Source organism: Xanthomonas sp. NCPPB 3570 (assembly GCF_056725115.1).
On the sequence record NZ_CM161513.1, the window covers coordinates 981973 to 996088 of the forward strand.

Below are 14116 nucleotides of genomic sequence, written 5' to 3' on the forward strand. Positions count from 1 at the left end.
GGAAGGAAAGGAAGCCACCTAGTATACCCGGATCCCGCGGCGCCTGCCGGCGCCCGGCGGCGGTGGGCCGGGCGGGCCCGTTCAGGCGCCGGCGGTGGGCGCGGGCGAGGCCTGAACAAGGCGCCGTGTATCCTATGCGCCCCTCATGACGCCCCCGTTTCCAAGGAATCCCATGTCCCTGATCGCCCATTTCGACACCGCCCGCGGCCCGATCAAGATCGAGCTGTATCCCGACAAGGCCCCGCTGACCGTGGCCAACTTCGTGAACCTGGCCAAGCGCGGCTTCTACGACGGGCTGAACTTCCACCGCGTGATCGCCGACTTCATGATCCAGGGCGGTTGCCCGGAAGGCTCCGGCCGCGGCGGCCCGGGCTACCGTTTCGAGGACGAGACCAACAACGGCGTGCGCCACGAGCGCGGCGTGCTGTCCATGGCCAATGCCGGCCCCAGCACCAACGGCAGCCAGTTCTTCATCACCCACACCGCCACCCCGTGGCTGGACGGCAAGCACACCGTGTTCGGCAAGGTGCTCGAAGGCCTGGACGTGGTCGACAGCGTCGCCCAGGGCGACGTGATCAACAAGATCACCATCGAAGGCGATGCCGACGCGGTGCTGGCGGCCAAGGCCGACCGCGTCGCCGAGTGGAACCGCACCCTCGACGCCTGATCCGGCGCTGTCCGCGCGACCGGTCCTGCGGCCGGGCGCGCGGAGCCTGCGTGCTACCATTTTCCCGATTGATTGCCGCACCCGACCGCCGATGACGATGCGCCCCCTTGTGTTGTGCCTGCTGCTGCTCGCCATCGGCAGCGGCGTGCATGCCTGGTGGCGCAGCGCGGACCCGGCGCCGTCGGCCGCACTGGCCGCGGGCGACCCGCGGCGGCTGACCGGCGACGACGGCATCGTCATGCTCGCCGCCGACTGGTGCGGCTACTGCCGTCGGCAACAGGCCGATTTCGCCCGCGCCCAGGTCCGCTACACGGTCCTGGACGTGGAGCAGGAGGCCGGCCGCCAGGCCGCCGCCGCGCTGGGCCTGGAAGGCGTGCCGATCACCGTGATCGGCCAGCACGTGGTCGAAGGCTACGACACCGCCGCCCTGGACCTGCACCTGCAGCCGCTGGGCTATCGCGTCTACTGATCCACCCCACCCACTTTCTTAGCAGAGGAATCCCCCATGAAAGCACCCGTTCGTGTTGCCGTGACCGGCGCCGCCGGCCAGATCGGTTATGCCCTGCTGTTCCGCATCGCCTCCGGCGAAATGCTGGGCAAGGACCAGCCGGTGATCCTGCAGTTGCTGGAACTGCCGATGGAGAAGGCCCAGGCCGCGCTGAAGGGCGTGATGATGGAGCTGGAAGACTGCGCGTTCCCGCTGCTGGCCGGCATGGTCGGCACCGACGACGCCGAAGTGGCGTTCAAGGACGCCGACATCGCCCTGCTGGTCGGCGCGCGTCCGCGCGGCCCGGGCATGGAGCGCAAGGACCTGCTGCTGGAGAACGCCAAGATCTTCACCGCGCAGGGCGCGGCGCTGAACAAGGTGGCCAAGCGCGACGTCAAGGTGCTGGTGGTCGGCAACCCGGCCAACACCAACGCCTACATCGCCATGAAGTCGGCGCCGGACCTGAACCCGAAGAACTTCACCGCGATGCTGCGCCTGGACCACAACCGCGCGCTGAGCCAGCTCTCGCTCAAGCTCGGCAAGCCGGTCGGCGGCATCGAGAAGCTGGTGGTGTGGGGCAACCACAGCCCGACCATGTACCCGGACTACCGCTTCGCCACCGCTGACGGCGCCTCCATCGCCGACGCGATCAACGACCAGGAATGGAATGCCGGCACCTTCATCCCGACCGTGGGCAAGCGCGGCGCGGCGATCATCGAAGCGCGCGGCCTGTCCTCGGCCGCCTCGGCCGCCAACGCCGCCATCGACCACGTGCGCGACTGGGTGCTGGGCAGCAACGGCAAGTGGGTGACGATGGGCGTGCCGTCCGACGGCTCCTACGGCATCCCGGAAGGCGTGATCTTCGGGTTCCCGGTCACCACCGAGAACGGCAAGTACACCATCGTCAAGGATCTGCCGATCGACGACTTCAGCCAGAAGTACGTCGACAAGACCCTGGCCGAGCTGGAAGAAGAGCGCAGCGGCGTGGCCCACCTGCTGGGCTGATCGCCAACGCGATCGCGTCGTCACGAAACGCCGGGCCCCGCCCGGCGTTTCGCGTTGTGGAAGCCCGACATGATGAATCTGATCCACTGGCGGCTGTACGTCGCCGTCGTCGAGTGCGGCAGCATCAGCGCCGCCGCCGTACGCTGCGGCATCACCCAGTCCGGCGCTAGCCAGGCCATCGCGCAGATGGAACACCTGCTCGGCGCGGCGCTGCTGCTGCGCGAGCGCGGGCGGGTCCGGCCGACTCCGTTCGGTGTGCGGGCGCTGGCGCATGCACGGGCGATGCTGGCCGAACTGGGGCAGATCCAGGCCCTGGCCAGGGCGCAGCGTGCAGCGGCAGCGGCCTCGCTGCGGGTGGCCGGCTTCGCCTCGTCGCGGCCGTGGCTGGCGCCGCGCCTGCGTGCGTTCGAGCGGGCGCATCCGGATGCCAGCGTGGTCTGGCTGGAAGGCAGCGACGAGGAGGTCGAGGCCTGGCTGGCGGCGGGTACGGTCGACCTGGGCGTGGTGCTGGATCCTGCGCCGGAGCGCGATGCCACCGTGTTCGGCAACGATGAATGGCTGGCGGTGCTGCCGCCGGCGCTGGTGCGTCCGCAGGCGCGCGACATCGCCCTGGCGGAACTGCTGGCGCTGCCGTTCGTGCTGGCCACCGGCGGCTGCTGGCTGCACGCGCAACGCCTGGCCGAACGCGCCGGGCTGGCCATCGCCGACCTGCGCCTGCAGGTGCGCGACTGGTCCAGCGCCTGGGCGCTGGTGCGCGATGGCGCGGGCGCCAGCCTGCTGCCGGCGTCGGTGCTGCCGGCCGAGCGCGACGGCGTGCAGGTGCTGCCCTTGCAGCCGCGGCTGCAGCGCCGTTTCGCGTTGGTCGCCGCTGCGCAACCGGCACCGGCCGCGCTGCGGTTGCGCGCGTTCCTGGACCAGGCCATCAGCAGCGCTACTGACCCGCACTGACATTCTTGTTTCTCTGCAGGCCGCCATGCCGCGCACACTGCGCGCGCCGACTGTCCGGCGCCCCTGCGAGACCGTTCCGATGCTCCTCTATGCCGCTCCTGGCGCCTGTTCCCTGGCGCCGCACATCGTGTTGCGCGAACTGCAACTGCCGTTCCGGCTGGTGCGCGTGGACAACCGCAGCAAGCGCACCGACGAGGGCGGGGATTACCTCGCGATCAACCCCAAGGGCTACGTGGCGGCGCTGCAACTGGACGACGGCCAGGTGCTGACCGAAGGGCCGGCGATCCTGCTGTACCTGGCCGATCGCTGTCCGCAGGCGGCGCTGGCGCCGCCCGCGGACGCAGACGCGTTGCCGCGCTATCGCCTGTACGAGTGGCTGGCCTTCATCAACAGCGAACTGCACGCCGGCAGCGTGCCGCTGTTCGATGCCGCGCTGGAACCGGAGCGGCGCACCGCGCTCGCCGCCCGGCTGCTGCAGCGCTACGCCCATGCCGAGGCCGCGCTGCGCACGCAGCCGTACCTGCTCGGCGAGCGCTTCGGCGTCGCCGATGCCTATCTGTTCACCGTGCTCGGCTGGCTGCCGCGGTTCGGCCTGTTGCTGGACGCGCTTCCGGCGTTGGCTGCTTACGCCGCACGCATCGCGCAGCGTCCCAGCGTGGTCGCGGCGCTGGCCGCCGAGCAGGCGTTGGCGCCGGCCTGAGCGCGGCGCGCGGACGGGCAGGGCATGACCTTCGGCGCTCGGCCGCGGCGCGGCGACCGTGCTAGGTTGCCGGGGTCATTCGAAAGGGGATTTCGACCATGCTCCTGCCGTTCCGCTGGATCGGCGCGCTGGCGCTCGCCAGTGCGTTGCCCGTCGTCGCCCACGCCGCCACCGCCGACAGCGGGTATCGGCAACCGCCCGAGCCGCTGCTCGGGGTGATGCGCGCGCCGCTCAATCCGTCGCCGCGGCTGGATCCGACCGGCCGCACCCTGTTGCTGGTGGAACGCCAGGCCTACCCGCCGATCGCGCGCGTCGCCGAGCCGTACCTGAAGCTGGCCGGGGTGCGCGTGGAACCGCGCACCCATGCTCGCCACGACATGTCCAACGGTTACGGCATCCGCGCCTGCCTGGACGGCTTCAGCCTGGTCGACGTGGCCAGTGGCAAGCAGACCGCGGTGACCCTGCCGGCCGGCGCCTGCCCGGCGCAGCCGGTGTGGTCGCCGGACGGGCGCCGCTTCGCCTTCAACAACACCGCCGCCGACCGCGTCGAACTGTGGCTGGGCGACGTCGCCACCGGCGCGGTGCGCCGCATCGACGGCGTGCAGCTCAACCCGGTGCTGGGCGGCGAGATCCAGTGGCTGGGCGGCAGCGACACGCTGCTGGTGCGTGCGGTGCCGCAGGATCTGGGGCCGGCGCCGGTGAAGGCGGCGGTGCCGCCGGGGCCGGAGGTCAAGGAAGCGATCCGCGGCAAGGGCGAGAGCAGCACCTACGAGGCCCGCGACACCCTGTCCAGCCCCGAGGACGAGGCGCAGTTCACCTACTACGCCACCTCGCAACTGGTCACCGTGGACGCCGCCAGCGGCAAGCTGCGCACGGTCGGCAAGCCGGCGGTGTACTCGGTGGTCGACGGTGCGCCGGACGGCCGCCACGTGCGCGTGGAGCGCCTACAGCGCCCGTATTCCTACGTCACCACCTACGGCCGCTTCGCCCACGACGTGGCGGTGCTGGACCTGGCCGACGGCAGCGAGCGGGTGCTGGCGAACCTGCCGGTGGCCGATCGCGTGCCGGTACACGGGGTGCCGACCGGGCCGCGCGCCTACAGCTGGCGCGCCAATCAGCCGGCGACGCTGGTCTGGGCCGAGGCGCTGGACGGCGGCGACTGGAAGACCAGCGTTCCTGCCCGCGACAAGCTGCTGACCCTGGCGGCGCCGTTCACCGGCAAGCCGCGCGAACTGGCCAAGGTGACCCAGCGCTACGCCGGCCTGAGCTGGTTCGCGCAGGGTGGCCAGGCGCTGCTGGACGAGGACGACGAGAACCGCCACTGGCGCCGCACCACGCTGCTCGACGCCGACCGCCCCGGCAGCGCCGGGCGGGTGCTGTTCGACCTGTCCACCGACGATCTGTACGCCGATCCCGGCACGCCCGAGCTGCGCCGCCTGGCCAACGGCGAGTACGTACTGCGCGAGGACAACGGTGCGCTGTTCCTGAGCGGGCAGGGCGCCACCCCGGCCGGCGACCGGCCGTTCCTGGACCGCTACGAGCTGGCGAGCGGCAAGACCCAGCGCCTGTTCCGCAGCGGCACCGACATCGACGAGGCCTTCGCCGGGTTCGCTGGCGACGACACCACCCGCCTGCTGACCTGGCGGCAGTCGCCGAGCGACCCGCCGAACGTGTACCTGCGCACGCTGGGCCAGCCGCAACCGGCCGCGGCAGCCGGCGAGGCGGTGGTCGCCTCCACCCTGGCGCCGGTGACCCGCTTCCCCGACCCGACCCCGGTGGTGCGGCAGATCAAGAAGCGCCTGGTGACCTACAAGCGCAAGGACGGGGTGGAACTGTCCTTCACCCTGTACACGCCGCCAGGCTACAAGGAAGGCACGCGGGTGCCGGCGATCCTCTACGCCTATCCGCTGGACTACGCCGATGCGTCCAAGGCCGGCCAGGTCAGCGGCGCCAACGATCGCGACTTCACCCGCCTGCATTCCTACCAGCTGATGTTGCTGGCGGGTTACGCGATCATCGACGATGCCGCATTCCCGATCGTCGGCGACCCCAAGACCGCCTACGACACCTACCTGCAGCAGCTGGTCGCCAACGCCCAGGCGGCGGTGGACAAGGCGGTGGAGTTGGGCGTGGTCGACCGCGACCGCATCGGCGTCACCGGGCACAGCCACGGCGCGCTGATGGCGGCCAACCTGCTGGCGCACACCGACCTGTTCCGCGCCGGTGTGGCCACCAGCGGCAGCTACAATAAGACCCTGACCCCGTTCGGCTTCCAGAACGAGCGGCGGTCGTTCTGGGCCGCGCCGGAGGTATATGCGCAGGCCTCGGCGTTCTTCCACGCCGACAAGATCAACGAGCCGTTGCTGCTGGTGCACGGCATGGACGACGCCAACCCCGGCACCGAGACCACCCAGGCCCCGCGCATGTTCCAGGCCATCCGCGGCCTCGGCGGCACCGCGCGGCTGGTGCTGCTGCCGTTCGAACCGCACTGGTACACCGCGCGCGAGTCCAACGAGGATGTGGTGGCGGAAATGCTGGAGTGGTTCGACCGTTATGTGAAGCGGGCGCCGCCGCGTGCGGCGTCGGCGACCGCGGCGGCACAGAAGCAATAACGCGACGACCTGGGAGCGCACGATGAACTTGCGTTTTCTTTGCGCGCCAGTGCTGCTGGCGCTCACCGCATGCGGTGCCGTCGACACGGTGAAGAATGCGTACGCGCATTCGCAGGAAGTGGCGGCCGACCTGGAGAAATCGGTCGGCAGCAAGCCCGCGGTCGGCTTCAACTGGGCGAACGGCTCGCTGGTCCAGGTTACGGTCAACTTCCAGGGCGTGCCGCACAAGCCGCTGGCGCAGATCGTGCAACTCAGCAAGGATTCGGTGGCGACGCGCTTCGAGCAGGCGCCGGGGAATGTGGTGGTGACGTTTACGGTGCCGGGGAAGTAGCGCAATTCAGCGCTTCTTGACTCAGGGTGACTTCAATGACGGTTTTGGTAGAGCACATGACCTTCAATGGCCAGCCTCCAGCCCTGGAGGGTTTGGAGTGCACTGGCTTCGTCGTACAGCATTTCTACGAAGATTTCGCGTTGTCAGATCCGGCATGTACTGTATTCCTGTGCTTCGGTGAAGTGTGGTGTCGGATTTACTTTGAAGCAGCGGCGGTGTTTTGGCGGGAAAGTGAGCCGCCTGGCAATCCGGTCAACTCGACACTGTCACACGGACTTCTACTCAATGACCTGTCGGAGCTGCCTGGAGTGGTAGGTCATCGCCTCTCCAGCATTGCGTGCTCGGGCACGGCGCGCGGGGATGTAGAAGTGCGCCTCGCTTTTGCCCATGGCACTTCGATCCTGCTGAACTATGACGTCGATGCCGGGATTACGCGAATTTGCGAAAGTAAACCTTTGGGTCGCGACGCCGTTTCATCGCGTGGTTCGACTTGAACGTTAGTGCGACCTCTATTTCCCGTGTGAGAGTTGCCAGGTTGACATTGCTGTTGACCATACTGGGTGCGGTATTGGTCGGGGCCGGTCCCATCGTTGATCGCGTCATCGTGCGGTTCGAACAGACCGATCCCCAGCTTGGCCCGCTCATGCTTCGGCCAGCCATCGGTGGTGTAGTGACGTTGCACGGGCGGCCTGTTGAAGGTGTGAGGGTTTTTTTCAGCCGGAACCACGAGAACGTAGATTGGTGCGAGCAATTGGGCGCTTCTGCTTCCACTGATAGGCAAGGACGCTTCTATATCCCAGCGCTTCGAGGAGGCAGGGCGCAGCTCACTGCGAAAGAGTCACGTTATGGATTGATAGGCAATGAACTCTGCGTCCAGTTCGGCGGCAAGCTTTTGCCGGAAGGGATGATCCTCAGCGATCCGACCGGTGACGAATCACTTTACTTCCACTGCCGCTTTCCGGCGCCAGCGATTGATACTTACGATTCGAGAGCGTGCACCTGATTCCTGATTGCTATTCAGAAAAGTTGTTGCTTCGCGACGCTGCCTGATTTCGTGGTCCCTCCCGGTTGCATTCTTCGACCAAGGTCGGAACGACGCCCTCCTCGCCGAAGGACTATGCTCGGAGCCTGTGCACCGGCCTTGGGAGGGGCGGCATGGACTACGCGACGCTGTACCGACGTTCGATCGAGCGGCCCGAAGAGTTCTGGGCCGAGCAGGCCAGGGCGATCCACTGGGAGCGCCCGCCGCAGACGATCCTGGACTACGACACGCCGCCGTTCCGGCGCTGGTTCGCGGGCGGGCTGACCAACCTGTGCCACAACGCGGTCGACCGGCACCTGCCGGCGCGCGCCGCGCAGTTGGCGCTGGTCGCGGTGTCCAGCGAAACCGGGCAGACCCAGGAAATCACCTATGCGCAGCTGCACCGCGAGGTCAACGCCTTTGCCGCGGTGCTGCAGCGGCTGGACGTGCAGCGTGGCGACCGCGTGGTCATCTACATGCCGAACATGGCCGAGGCGGTGTACGCGATGCTGGCCTGCGCGCGCATCGGCGCGGTGCACTCGGTGGTGTTCGGCGGCTTCGCCGCGCACAACCTGGCGCTGCGCATCGACGATGCGCGGCCCAAGCTGCTGATCGCCGCCGACGCCGGCAGCCGCGGCGGCAAGCGCATTCCCTACAAGCCGCTGGTCGATGTGGCGTGCGCCGAAGCCAGCGCGCCGCCGCCGACGGTGCTGATCGTCTCGCGCGGGCTGGATCCGGCGCAGCCGCGCGTGCCCGGGCGCGACGTCGACTACGCCGAGTTGCGTGCCGAGGTCGGCGATGCGCAGGTGCCGGTGGTGTGGCTGGAATCCAACGAGCCCAGCTACCTGCTGTACACCTCCGGCACCACAGGCAAGCCGAAGGGCGTGCAGCGCGACGTCGGCGGGCATGCGGTGGCGCTGGCGCTGTCGATGCGCACGGTGTTCGACTGCGGCCCGGGGCAGACCATGTTCTCCACCTCCGACGTGGGCTGGGCGGTGGGGCATTCGTACAACGTGTACGGTCCGCTGATCGTCGGTGCGACCTCGCTGTTGTACGAAGGCCTGCCGGTGCAGCCGGATCCGGGTGTGTGGTGGGCGCTGTGCGAGAAGTACCGGGTGCGCACCATGTTTTCCTCGCCCACCGCGATCCGCGTGCTGAAGAAACATCCGGCGCGCTACCTGCGCGAGCGCGACCTGAGCGCGCTGCGCTATCTGTTCCTGGCCGGCGAGCCGCTGGACGAGCCGACCGCGCTGTGGATCGGCGAAGCGCTGGGCAAGCCGGTGATCGACAACTACTGGCAGACCGAAACCGGCTGGCCGGTGCTGACCCTGCTGCCGGGCGTCGAACTGCGGCCGGTCAAGCCGGGATCGCCGGGCTTTCCCAATCTCGGCTATCGCACGCGTATCGTCGACGAACAGGGCGTGGAGGTGCCGGCCGGGCGCAAGGGCGTGCTGGTGATCGAGCCGCCGTTGCCGCCGGGCTGCATGACCACGGTGTGGAACGACGACGCGCGCTTCCTGCGCAGCTACTTCAGCCACTTCGACACGCTGCTGTACAGCTCGCTGGACTGGGCGATCCGCGACGAGGACGGCTACACCTTCATCCTCGGCCGCACCGACGACGTGATCAACGTCGCCGGGCATCGGCTGGGCACGCGCGAGATCGAGGAAGCCATCGCCGGCCACGCCGACGTGGCCGAAGTGGCGGTGATCGGCATGCACGACGAATTGAAGGGGCAGGTGCCGGTGGTGTTCGCGACGCTGAAGCAGGCTGCGCCGGATGCCGCGGCGGTGGTCGAGGAACTGCGCCAGTGCGTGGTGCAGCGTCTTGGCGCGGTGGCGCGTCCGGCGCAGGTGTATCTGGTGCAGGCACTGCCGAAGACGCGCTCGGGAAAGCTGTTGCGGCGTTCGTTGCAGGCGCTGGCCGAGCAGCGCGATCCTGGCGATCTGTCGACGCTGGACGATCCCAGCGCGCTGGAGGAGATCCGTCGCGCCTTGCGCAGTTGACGTCGACGTGCGACGCCGGCGCAGACGCGCCGGCGTTCGCAGCGCCGATCAGCTCAGCCCTTCGGCCTGCAGCGCCGCCTGCACCTGCGGGTCCGCGGACATGCGTTCGAAATGCAGCTGCAGATTGGGTCCGAGCGCGATCTGCTGCGCGCGCGCCCAGCGCAGGGTGACGAACAGGTACGCATCGGCGATGGAACGGCGCGCGCCGCCTAGCCAGGTCTGCTGTTCCAGCGCAGCTTCCACGCGCGCGTACAGCGTGCGCACGCGTTCGCGCGCATGTTCCTGGGTGCGGGCGATCACCGCGGCATCGTCGAGATAGCGGGTGCTGCCGAACAGCGGATGGAACGCGGGATGCAGATCGGCGTTGAGGAAGGCCAGCCAGCGCTGCACTTCGGCGCGACTGCGCGGGCTGCCGTCGCCGGTCAGGTGTGCGTCGGGCGCGAGGTCGGCGATGTAGTTGAGGATCGCCGAGTTCTGGGTGAGCACCCAGTCGTCCATCTGCAGCGCGGGCACCGCGCCGGCCGGATTGATCGCCAGATACGCGGGCGCCTTCATCGCGGCGGCGTCGAGCAGCTTCAGTTCGAACGGCAATCCGGCCCAGCGCAGCGCGATGTGATCGGCCAGCGAACAGGCGCCGGGCTTGGAATAGAGTTTCATGGCAGGCAGTTCCGCATCGGTCAGGACGGCAGAGCGTACCTGCTGCGCGGGGCGCTTGGCGATCAACGCGCCATGCATGGCACGCGGGAGCCTGCGTCAGGACGTGCCTGCGCGGCGAACGCTTACGACGCGTTGCGCGGGCGCAGCTTCTGCACGCGATAGAACGTGTGGTCGCCGATGGTCGCGACCTGGTAGGCATTGCGCCAGCTGGGGCTGGCGATCGCATGCGCGGCGAAGTGGCTGGCGCCGGGCACGATCTCCTTGCGCTGGCCCTGCGGCAACGCCCAGTTGCGCTCGGCGTCGAAGGAGACCTTGACCGCATCGGCCCAGGCGTCGTCGTTCTTCAGTTCCGTTCCCGGCTTCACCAGGCCCGGCGCGAACTGCTTGCGTGCGGTGACCACCTCGCACATGGAATCGCCCCACAGGCCGCTGTCCAGGCGGCGCAGTGCGACTTCGGCGACGGCTTGTTGTCCGCGCAGGGTTTGGTCGCGCGCTTCCAGGTACACGGTGGTGCTGAGGCAAAGCGAATCGGCAGCGGGTTGCGGCAACAATTGCGACAGCCAGAGAATCCAGGCCAGTTTCATCGTACTCCTTGCTCCGTATGGGCCGTGGTCGTGGCGCTGCGCCGGAGTGGCGCGGCAAGCGATGCGGCTTGGCGTCATGGGGAGGCGGCCTGTCACGGGCCGCCCGGGTGCCGGCAATCTGAAGTCCGGCGGGACCCGCCAAGATGGGCGGATCGGAAGAGGGGCGCACAATAGGCGCCGCTTCCCGAATCGCAACTGAACCCCGTCCCTTGACAGGGTTCACATCTCGCTTTGAGGCAATGCCGTCGCGTCTGGCTGCGCGACGGCATGGTGCAGTGCCGCAACGGAGGACATCACACTCAGGGAAATTGTTTGCGCTGCATCAGCATCGCGTACACCTTCACCACCGGATCGGCGTGTCCGCTCAATTGCGCCAGGCGTTGGTCGCGATCCGGCCAACGCTGCGCCTGCTCGGCGATCACGCGCAGATCGCCGAACCAGGTGTCGTGATCGCGTGCGTAATAGGGGCCGCTGAGCAACGTGGCAAGCAGGCGCATGCCGCGGTCGCGCGTCGCGCCGGCCGGTGCGTACTCGAGATAGCGCAGCAGTTCGCGCAGGCGCGCGCGCTGCACGCGGCCGCTGTCGTCGCCGGCTGCGGCCTGCTGCAGCACGCCGTGGTCGAGCTGGTCGAGGAATTCCATCGATGCTTTTTCGATGGCGGCATCGCCTGCACTGGCGGCGGGGTCCAGCAATTGTGCGCGGATGTTGTAGCCCGCCTGGCGGATCAACGAAATCGCATCCGCATCGACCGTCATCGCGGGCACCGGCGGCGCCGGCATGATGCGTTCGGCCGGCACATCGGCGACGAAGCGCTGCTCCAGCAGCCAATGGTCGCCGAGCACGCTGGACGCACAGCGGGTCTGCGCCAGATGCGCGGCGACATAGCCGCGGTAGGCGCCATGCAGACGCTCGCGCAGCGCAGGGTCGGACACTTGTCGCAGCAGCAACGGCATGTCGCCGGCCACGCTCAGTTCGGTGGCGGTGAAACCGGCATCGTCGCCGCGGATGCGTTCGAACATGCGCACCAGGCTGTCGGCGAGCTGCGCCTGTCCGGCGCTGTCCAGCGGCGCACCGGCGAGCGCCATCTTCAGCGCCGGGGCGGTGTCGGTTTCGTGTTGCGCCGCGTCCACGCGTGCGGCGAGTGCGCTGGCGCGCGCTGCCGGTCGTGCCGGCTGCAGTGCGCTGGCCAACGCATAGGTCGGGCTGGGATCGTCGAGATAGTCCGCATCGCAACTGCCAGCGTGCGGCGTCGGCAGCGCGGCGAACACCGTCTGTGCCTGCGCCGGTGTGGCGCGCTGTGCGGCACGCGTCTGCAGCGTCAGTTGATCCAGGCCGGCGGTGCGCGGCGTCCGCAATTCGTTGTCGCGCTCTTCGTCGATGCTGCCGACGCGGGCCAGGCCAGGCAGGCGCCGTTGCGCGTGCTCGGCCAATGCCACGGCCTGTTGGGTCAGCCGTTGCGCGGCAGCGGCCCGGTCGCCGTCAGCTGGCAGATCGGTGGATGCAGCCAGACGCAGCAGCACATCGGCCTGGAAGTCGGCCGGCAGCGCCTGCGCCGCGGCCAGCACCGCGCTGGCAGGCGGTCCGGGTAAGGCGCTGCCGTTCATCGAAGAGATGCCAGTGGACAGCGGAGGCTGCGCGCCTGCCGGGCCAGCAGGCGCGTGCGTTGCGAGAGAGGCCGGCGCTGCGGTTTGCGCGCCGTGGGCAGTGGCCGCGCGTTGCAGCAGCGGCACGCAGGCGCCGGCGACCAGCAGCGCGAGAAGCAGATGGCGGGGACGTGGGGCGGAACGCATGGGAGCTCCTGAAGGCGGGCGACGGACTGCACGGCGCATTGGCGCCGTGCAGGACCGGGGAGCGCACTCCCCGGCGCGACCATCCAGTGGTCAGTTGTAGCGCGCGGTGTTGCGCGGCACGTTGGCGCGAATCACGCCGAGCGGATCGTCGGTGATGATGCTGGTGAAGCCGGCGGTGACCTGCGCGCGGAAGTCCGGACGGTCGTCCGCGGTCTCGTTGCCGAAGTACTTGGTTTTCGTCAGGTAGTCGTCCAGCGACGCACAGCAGGTGCCGTTGCTGCGCACATAGTGCTGGCCGTCATGGCTGCTGAGGCGGTACTCGGGCACCGGCGAGAACGCACCGATCGCCTGCTTCTGCGCCTGGTTCGCGGCCAGCAGTTCGGCAGTCGGATCGCCGCGGCGCGGCTGCTTGTTGCCGATCTCCAGCCAGGCGAACCCGCTCTGCTTGCGCACTTCGGTGATCCAGGCGCTGACCCGGCACTGCGGCGTGTTGGGCGCGGTGAAGCCGCACAGGCCGACGTAGTTGTCGGCGATCCTGTCCATGTCGCCCGCATAGACGGTCGGGGCGAACGGGACGCCCTTGGTGAAGCGGGTGATGTCGCTGGGCGTCCTCGGCAGCAGCGAGGCGCTGAACTTCAGCACCACCTGGTTCTGCATCTTGAACGCATTGACTTGGTCGGCCGCGCGCGACACCGCGTCCAGCGACTTCAGGTCCAGCACCACCACCATGTGGTTGGCGTAGTGGCTCACCGCGTCCAGTGCGATGCCCAACGAGGCCGGATGGTCGTTGGTCTTGGCGAAGTTCTTGTCGCGCAGGTACATGTTGATCAGATCATGGCTGCTCAGGGTGCTGATGTCCGGATTCCAGCCCGACGGATTGGCGGCCGGCTGGAAGATGTTGAAGCCGGGGGTGTGATCGATGACGCGGCCGGCGTTCTGGTCGTGGAACAGCCAGAGGACGCCATCGGACGCCTGCTTGACGTCCAGTTCGATCGCTTCGATGTTCTCGTTGTAGGTATCGAGGATCGAGCAGGTGGAGTTCTCGGCGCAGCCGTTGCCGACCAGGCCGCGATGCGAGATCACCACGACGTCGGCGTGATTGCCCTGGTAGGGATTCTTCATCACGTTGAGGATGTGTTCCGGGTTCCAGTTGCTGGCGGCCGACGCCATGCCGGACAGCGCCGTCAGCGACGCGCAGGCCAGCGCCAGGGCGAGAACCTTGGCGGGTTTCTTGGGCAGTTTCATGTGCTCTCTTCCGTTCGGGGTTGATGGAATGAAATGAAGCAGGCGCAACGCACTGCAAGCGAC

14 protein-coding genes are annotated in these 14116 nt (G+C 68.5%); 10 read left to right on the forward strand and 4 right to left on the reverse strand.

What is annotated here, in order from left to right; translation table 11 throughout:
* Positions 1-172: 172 nt before the first annotated feature.
* The 10 genes from AC1PLR_RS04355 to prpE all read left to right on the forward strand — a co-directional run bounded on the left by AC1PLR_RS04355 (position 173) and on the right by prpE (position 9777).
* Complete coding sequence (locus tag AC1PLR_RS04355; RefSeq protein ID WP_010340465.1) at positions 173-667, forward strand: peptidylprolyl isomerase; 495 nt, start codon at positions 173-175, stop codon at positions 665-667.
* 91 nt (positions 668-758) lie between these two features.
* Entirely contained in the window at positions 759-1136 is a 378-nt protein-coding gene (locus AC1PLR_RS04360) for a glutaredoxin family protein (protein WP_244667634.1), read from the forward strand.
* Between the two features lie 36 nt (positions 1137-1172).
* Complete coding sequence (locus AC1PLR_RS04365; protein WP_010340467.1) at positions 1173-2159, forward strand: malate dehydrogenase; 987 nt, start codon at positions 1173-1175, stop codon at positions 2157-2159.
* A 69-nt stretch (positions 2160-2228) separates the two neighbouring features.
* The gene (locus tag AC1PLR_RS04370; RefSeq protein ID WP_481102777.1) at positions 2229-3107 is read left to right on the forward strand and encodes a LysR family transcriptional regulator; all 879 of its coding nucleotides are present in this window, start codon (positions 2229-2231) and stop codon (positions 3105-3107) included.
* Positions 3108-3186: 79 nt separating this feature from the next.
* A complete protein-coding gene (gstA, locus tag AC1PLR_RS04375; protein ID WP_481102778.1) occupies positions 3187-3807 on the forward strand; it encodes a glutathione transferase GstA in 621 nt (206 codons plus the stop codon).
* Between the two features lie 98 nt (positions 3808-3905).
* Positions 3906-6419, forward strand: a complete 2514-nt coding sequence (locus AC1PLR_RS04380) for a S9 family peptidase (protein WP_481102779.1) — start codon at positions 3906-3908, stop codon at positions 6417-6419.
* 22 nt (positions 6420-6441) lie between these two features.
* The gene (locus tag AC1PLR_RS04385; RefSeq protein WP_481102780.1) at positions 6442-6750 is read left to right on the forward strand and encodes a hypothetical protein; all 309 of its coding nucleotides are present in this window, start codon (positions 6442-6444) and stop codon (positions 6748-6750) included.
* A 56-nt stretch (positions 6751-6806) separates the two neighbouring features.
* Positions 6807-7244, forward strand: coding sequence for a hypothetical protein (locus tag AC1PLR_RS04390; RefSeq protein ID WP_481102781.1), 438 nt, complete (start codon positions 6807-6809; stop codon positions 7242-7244).
* Between the two features lie 41 nt (positions 7245-7285).
* On the forward strand, positions 7286-7753 hold the full coding sequence (locus AC1PLR_RS04395) for a transthyretin-like family protein (protein WP_481102782.1): 468 nt from the start codon (positions 7286-7288) through the stop codon (positions 7751-7753).
* A 152-nt stretch (positions 7754-7905) separates the two neighbouring features.
* On the forward strand, positions 7906-9777 hold the full coding sequence (gene prpE / locus AC1PLR_RS04400; RefSeq protein WP_481102783.1) for a propionate--CoA ligase: 1872 nt from the start codon (positions 7906-7908) through the stop codon (positions 9775-9777).
* Between the two features lie 48 nt (positions 9778-9825).
* Here prpE and AC1PLR_RS04405 read toward each other — a convergent pair whose 3' ends face one another.
* From AC1PLR_RS04405 to AC1PLR_RS04420, 4 genes are all read right to left on the reverse strand, one after another.
* Complete coding sequence (locus tag AC1PLR_RS04405; protein ID WP_420009010.1) at positions 9826-10434, reverse strand: glutathione binding-like protein; 609 nt, start codon at positions 10432-10434, stop codon at positions 9826-9828.
* Between the two features lie 122 nt (positions 10435-10556).
* On the reverse strand, positions 10557-11018 hold the full coding sequence (locus tag AC1PLR_RS04410) for a cell wall hydrolase (protein ID WP_010340474.1): 462 nt from the start codon (positions 11016-11018) through the stop codon (positions 10557-10559).
* A 299-nt stretch (positions 11019-11317) separates the two neighbouring features.
* On the reverse strand, positions 11318-12622 hold the full coding sequence (locus tag AC1PLR_RS04415; RefSeq protein WP_481102784.1) for a hypothetical protein: 1305 nt from the start codon (positions 12620-12622) through the stop codon (positions 11318-11320).
* A 276-nt stretch (positions 12623-12898) separates the two neighbouring features.
* Complete coding sequence (locus AC1PLR_RS04420; protein ID WP_420009012.1) at positions 12899-14053, reverse strand: glycerophosphodiester phosphodiesterase family protein; 1155 nt, start codon at positions 14051-14053, stop codon at positions 12899-12901.
* Positions 14054-14116: the final 63 nt, after the last annotated feature.

Bases quoted from the DNA above. Each gene is read 5' to 3' on its own strand.
- AC1PLR_RS04355 (WP_010340465.1), top strand. From the start codon at position 173: ATGTCCCTGATCGCCCATTTCGACACCGCCCGCGGCCCGATCAAGATC.
- AC1PLR_RS04360 (WP_244667634.1), top strand. From the start codon at position 759: ATGACGATGCGCCCCCTTGTGTTGTGCCTGCTGCTGCTCGCCATCGGC.
- AC1PLR_RS04365 (WP_010340467.1), top strand. From the start codon at position 1,173: ATGAAAGCACCCGTTCGTGTTGCCGTGACCGGCGCCGCCGGCCAGATC.
- AC1PLR_RS04370 (WP_481102777.1), top strand. From the start codon at position 2,229: ATGATGAATCTGATCCACTGGCGGCTGTACGTCGCCGTCGTCGAGTGC.
- gstA (WP_481102778.1), top strand. From the start codon at position 3,187: ATGCTCCTCTATGCCGCTCCTGGCGCCTGTTCCCTGGCGCCGCACATC.
- AC1PLR_RS04380 (WP_481102779.1), top strand. From the start codon at position 3,906: ATGCTCCTGCCGTTCCGCTGGATCGGCGCGCTGGCGCTCGCCAGTGCG.
- AC1PLR_RS04385 (WP_481102780.1), top strand. From the start codon at position 6,442: ATGAACTTGCGTTTTCTTTGCGCGCCAGTGCTGCTGGCGCTCACCGCA.
- AC1PLR_RS04390 (WP_481102781.1), top strand. From the start codon at position 6,807: ATGACCTTCAATGGCCAGCCTCCAGCCCTGGAGGGTTTGGAGTGCACT.
- prpE (WP_481102783.1), top strand. From the start codon at position 7,906: ATGGACTACGCGACGCTGTACCGACGTTCGATCGAGCGGCCCGAAGAG.
- AC1PLR_RS04405 (WP_420009010.1), bottom strand. From the start codon at position 10,434: ATGAAACTCTATTCCAAGCCCGGCGCCTGTTCGCTGGCCGATCACATC.
- AC1PLR_RS04410 (WP_010340474.1), bottom strand. From the start codon at position 11,018: ATGAAACTGGCCTGGATTCTCTGGCTGTCGCAATTGTTGCCGCAACCC.
- AC1PLR_RS04415 (WP_481102784.1), bottom strand. From the start codon at position 12,622: ATGAACGGCAGCGCCTTACCCGGACCGCCTGCCAGCGCGGTGCTGGCC.
- AC1PLR_RS04420 (WP_420009012.1), bottom strand. From the start codon at position 14,053: ATGAAACTGCCCAAGAAACCCGCCAAGGTTCTCGCCCTGGCGCTGGCC.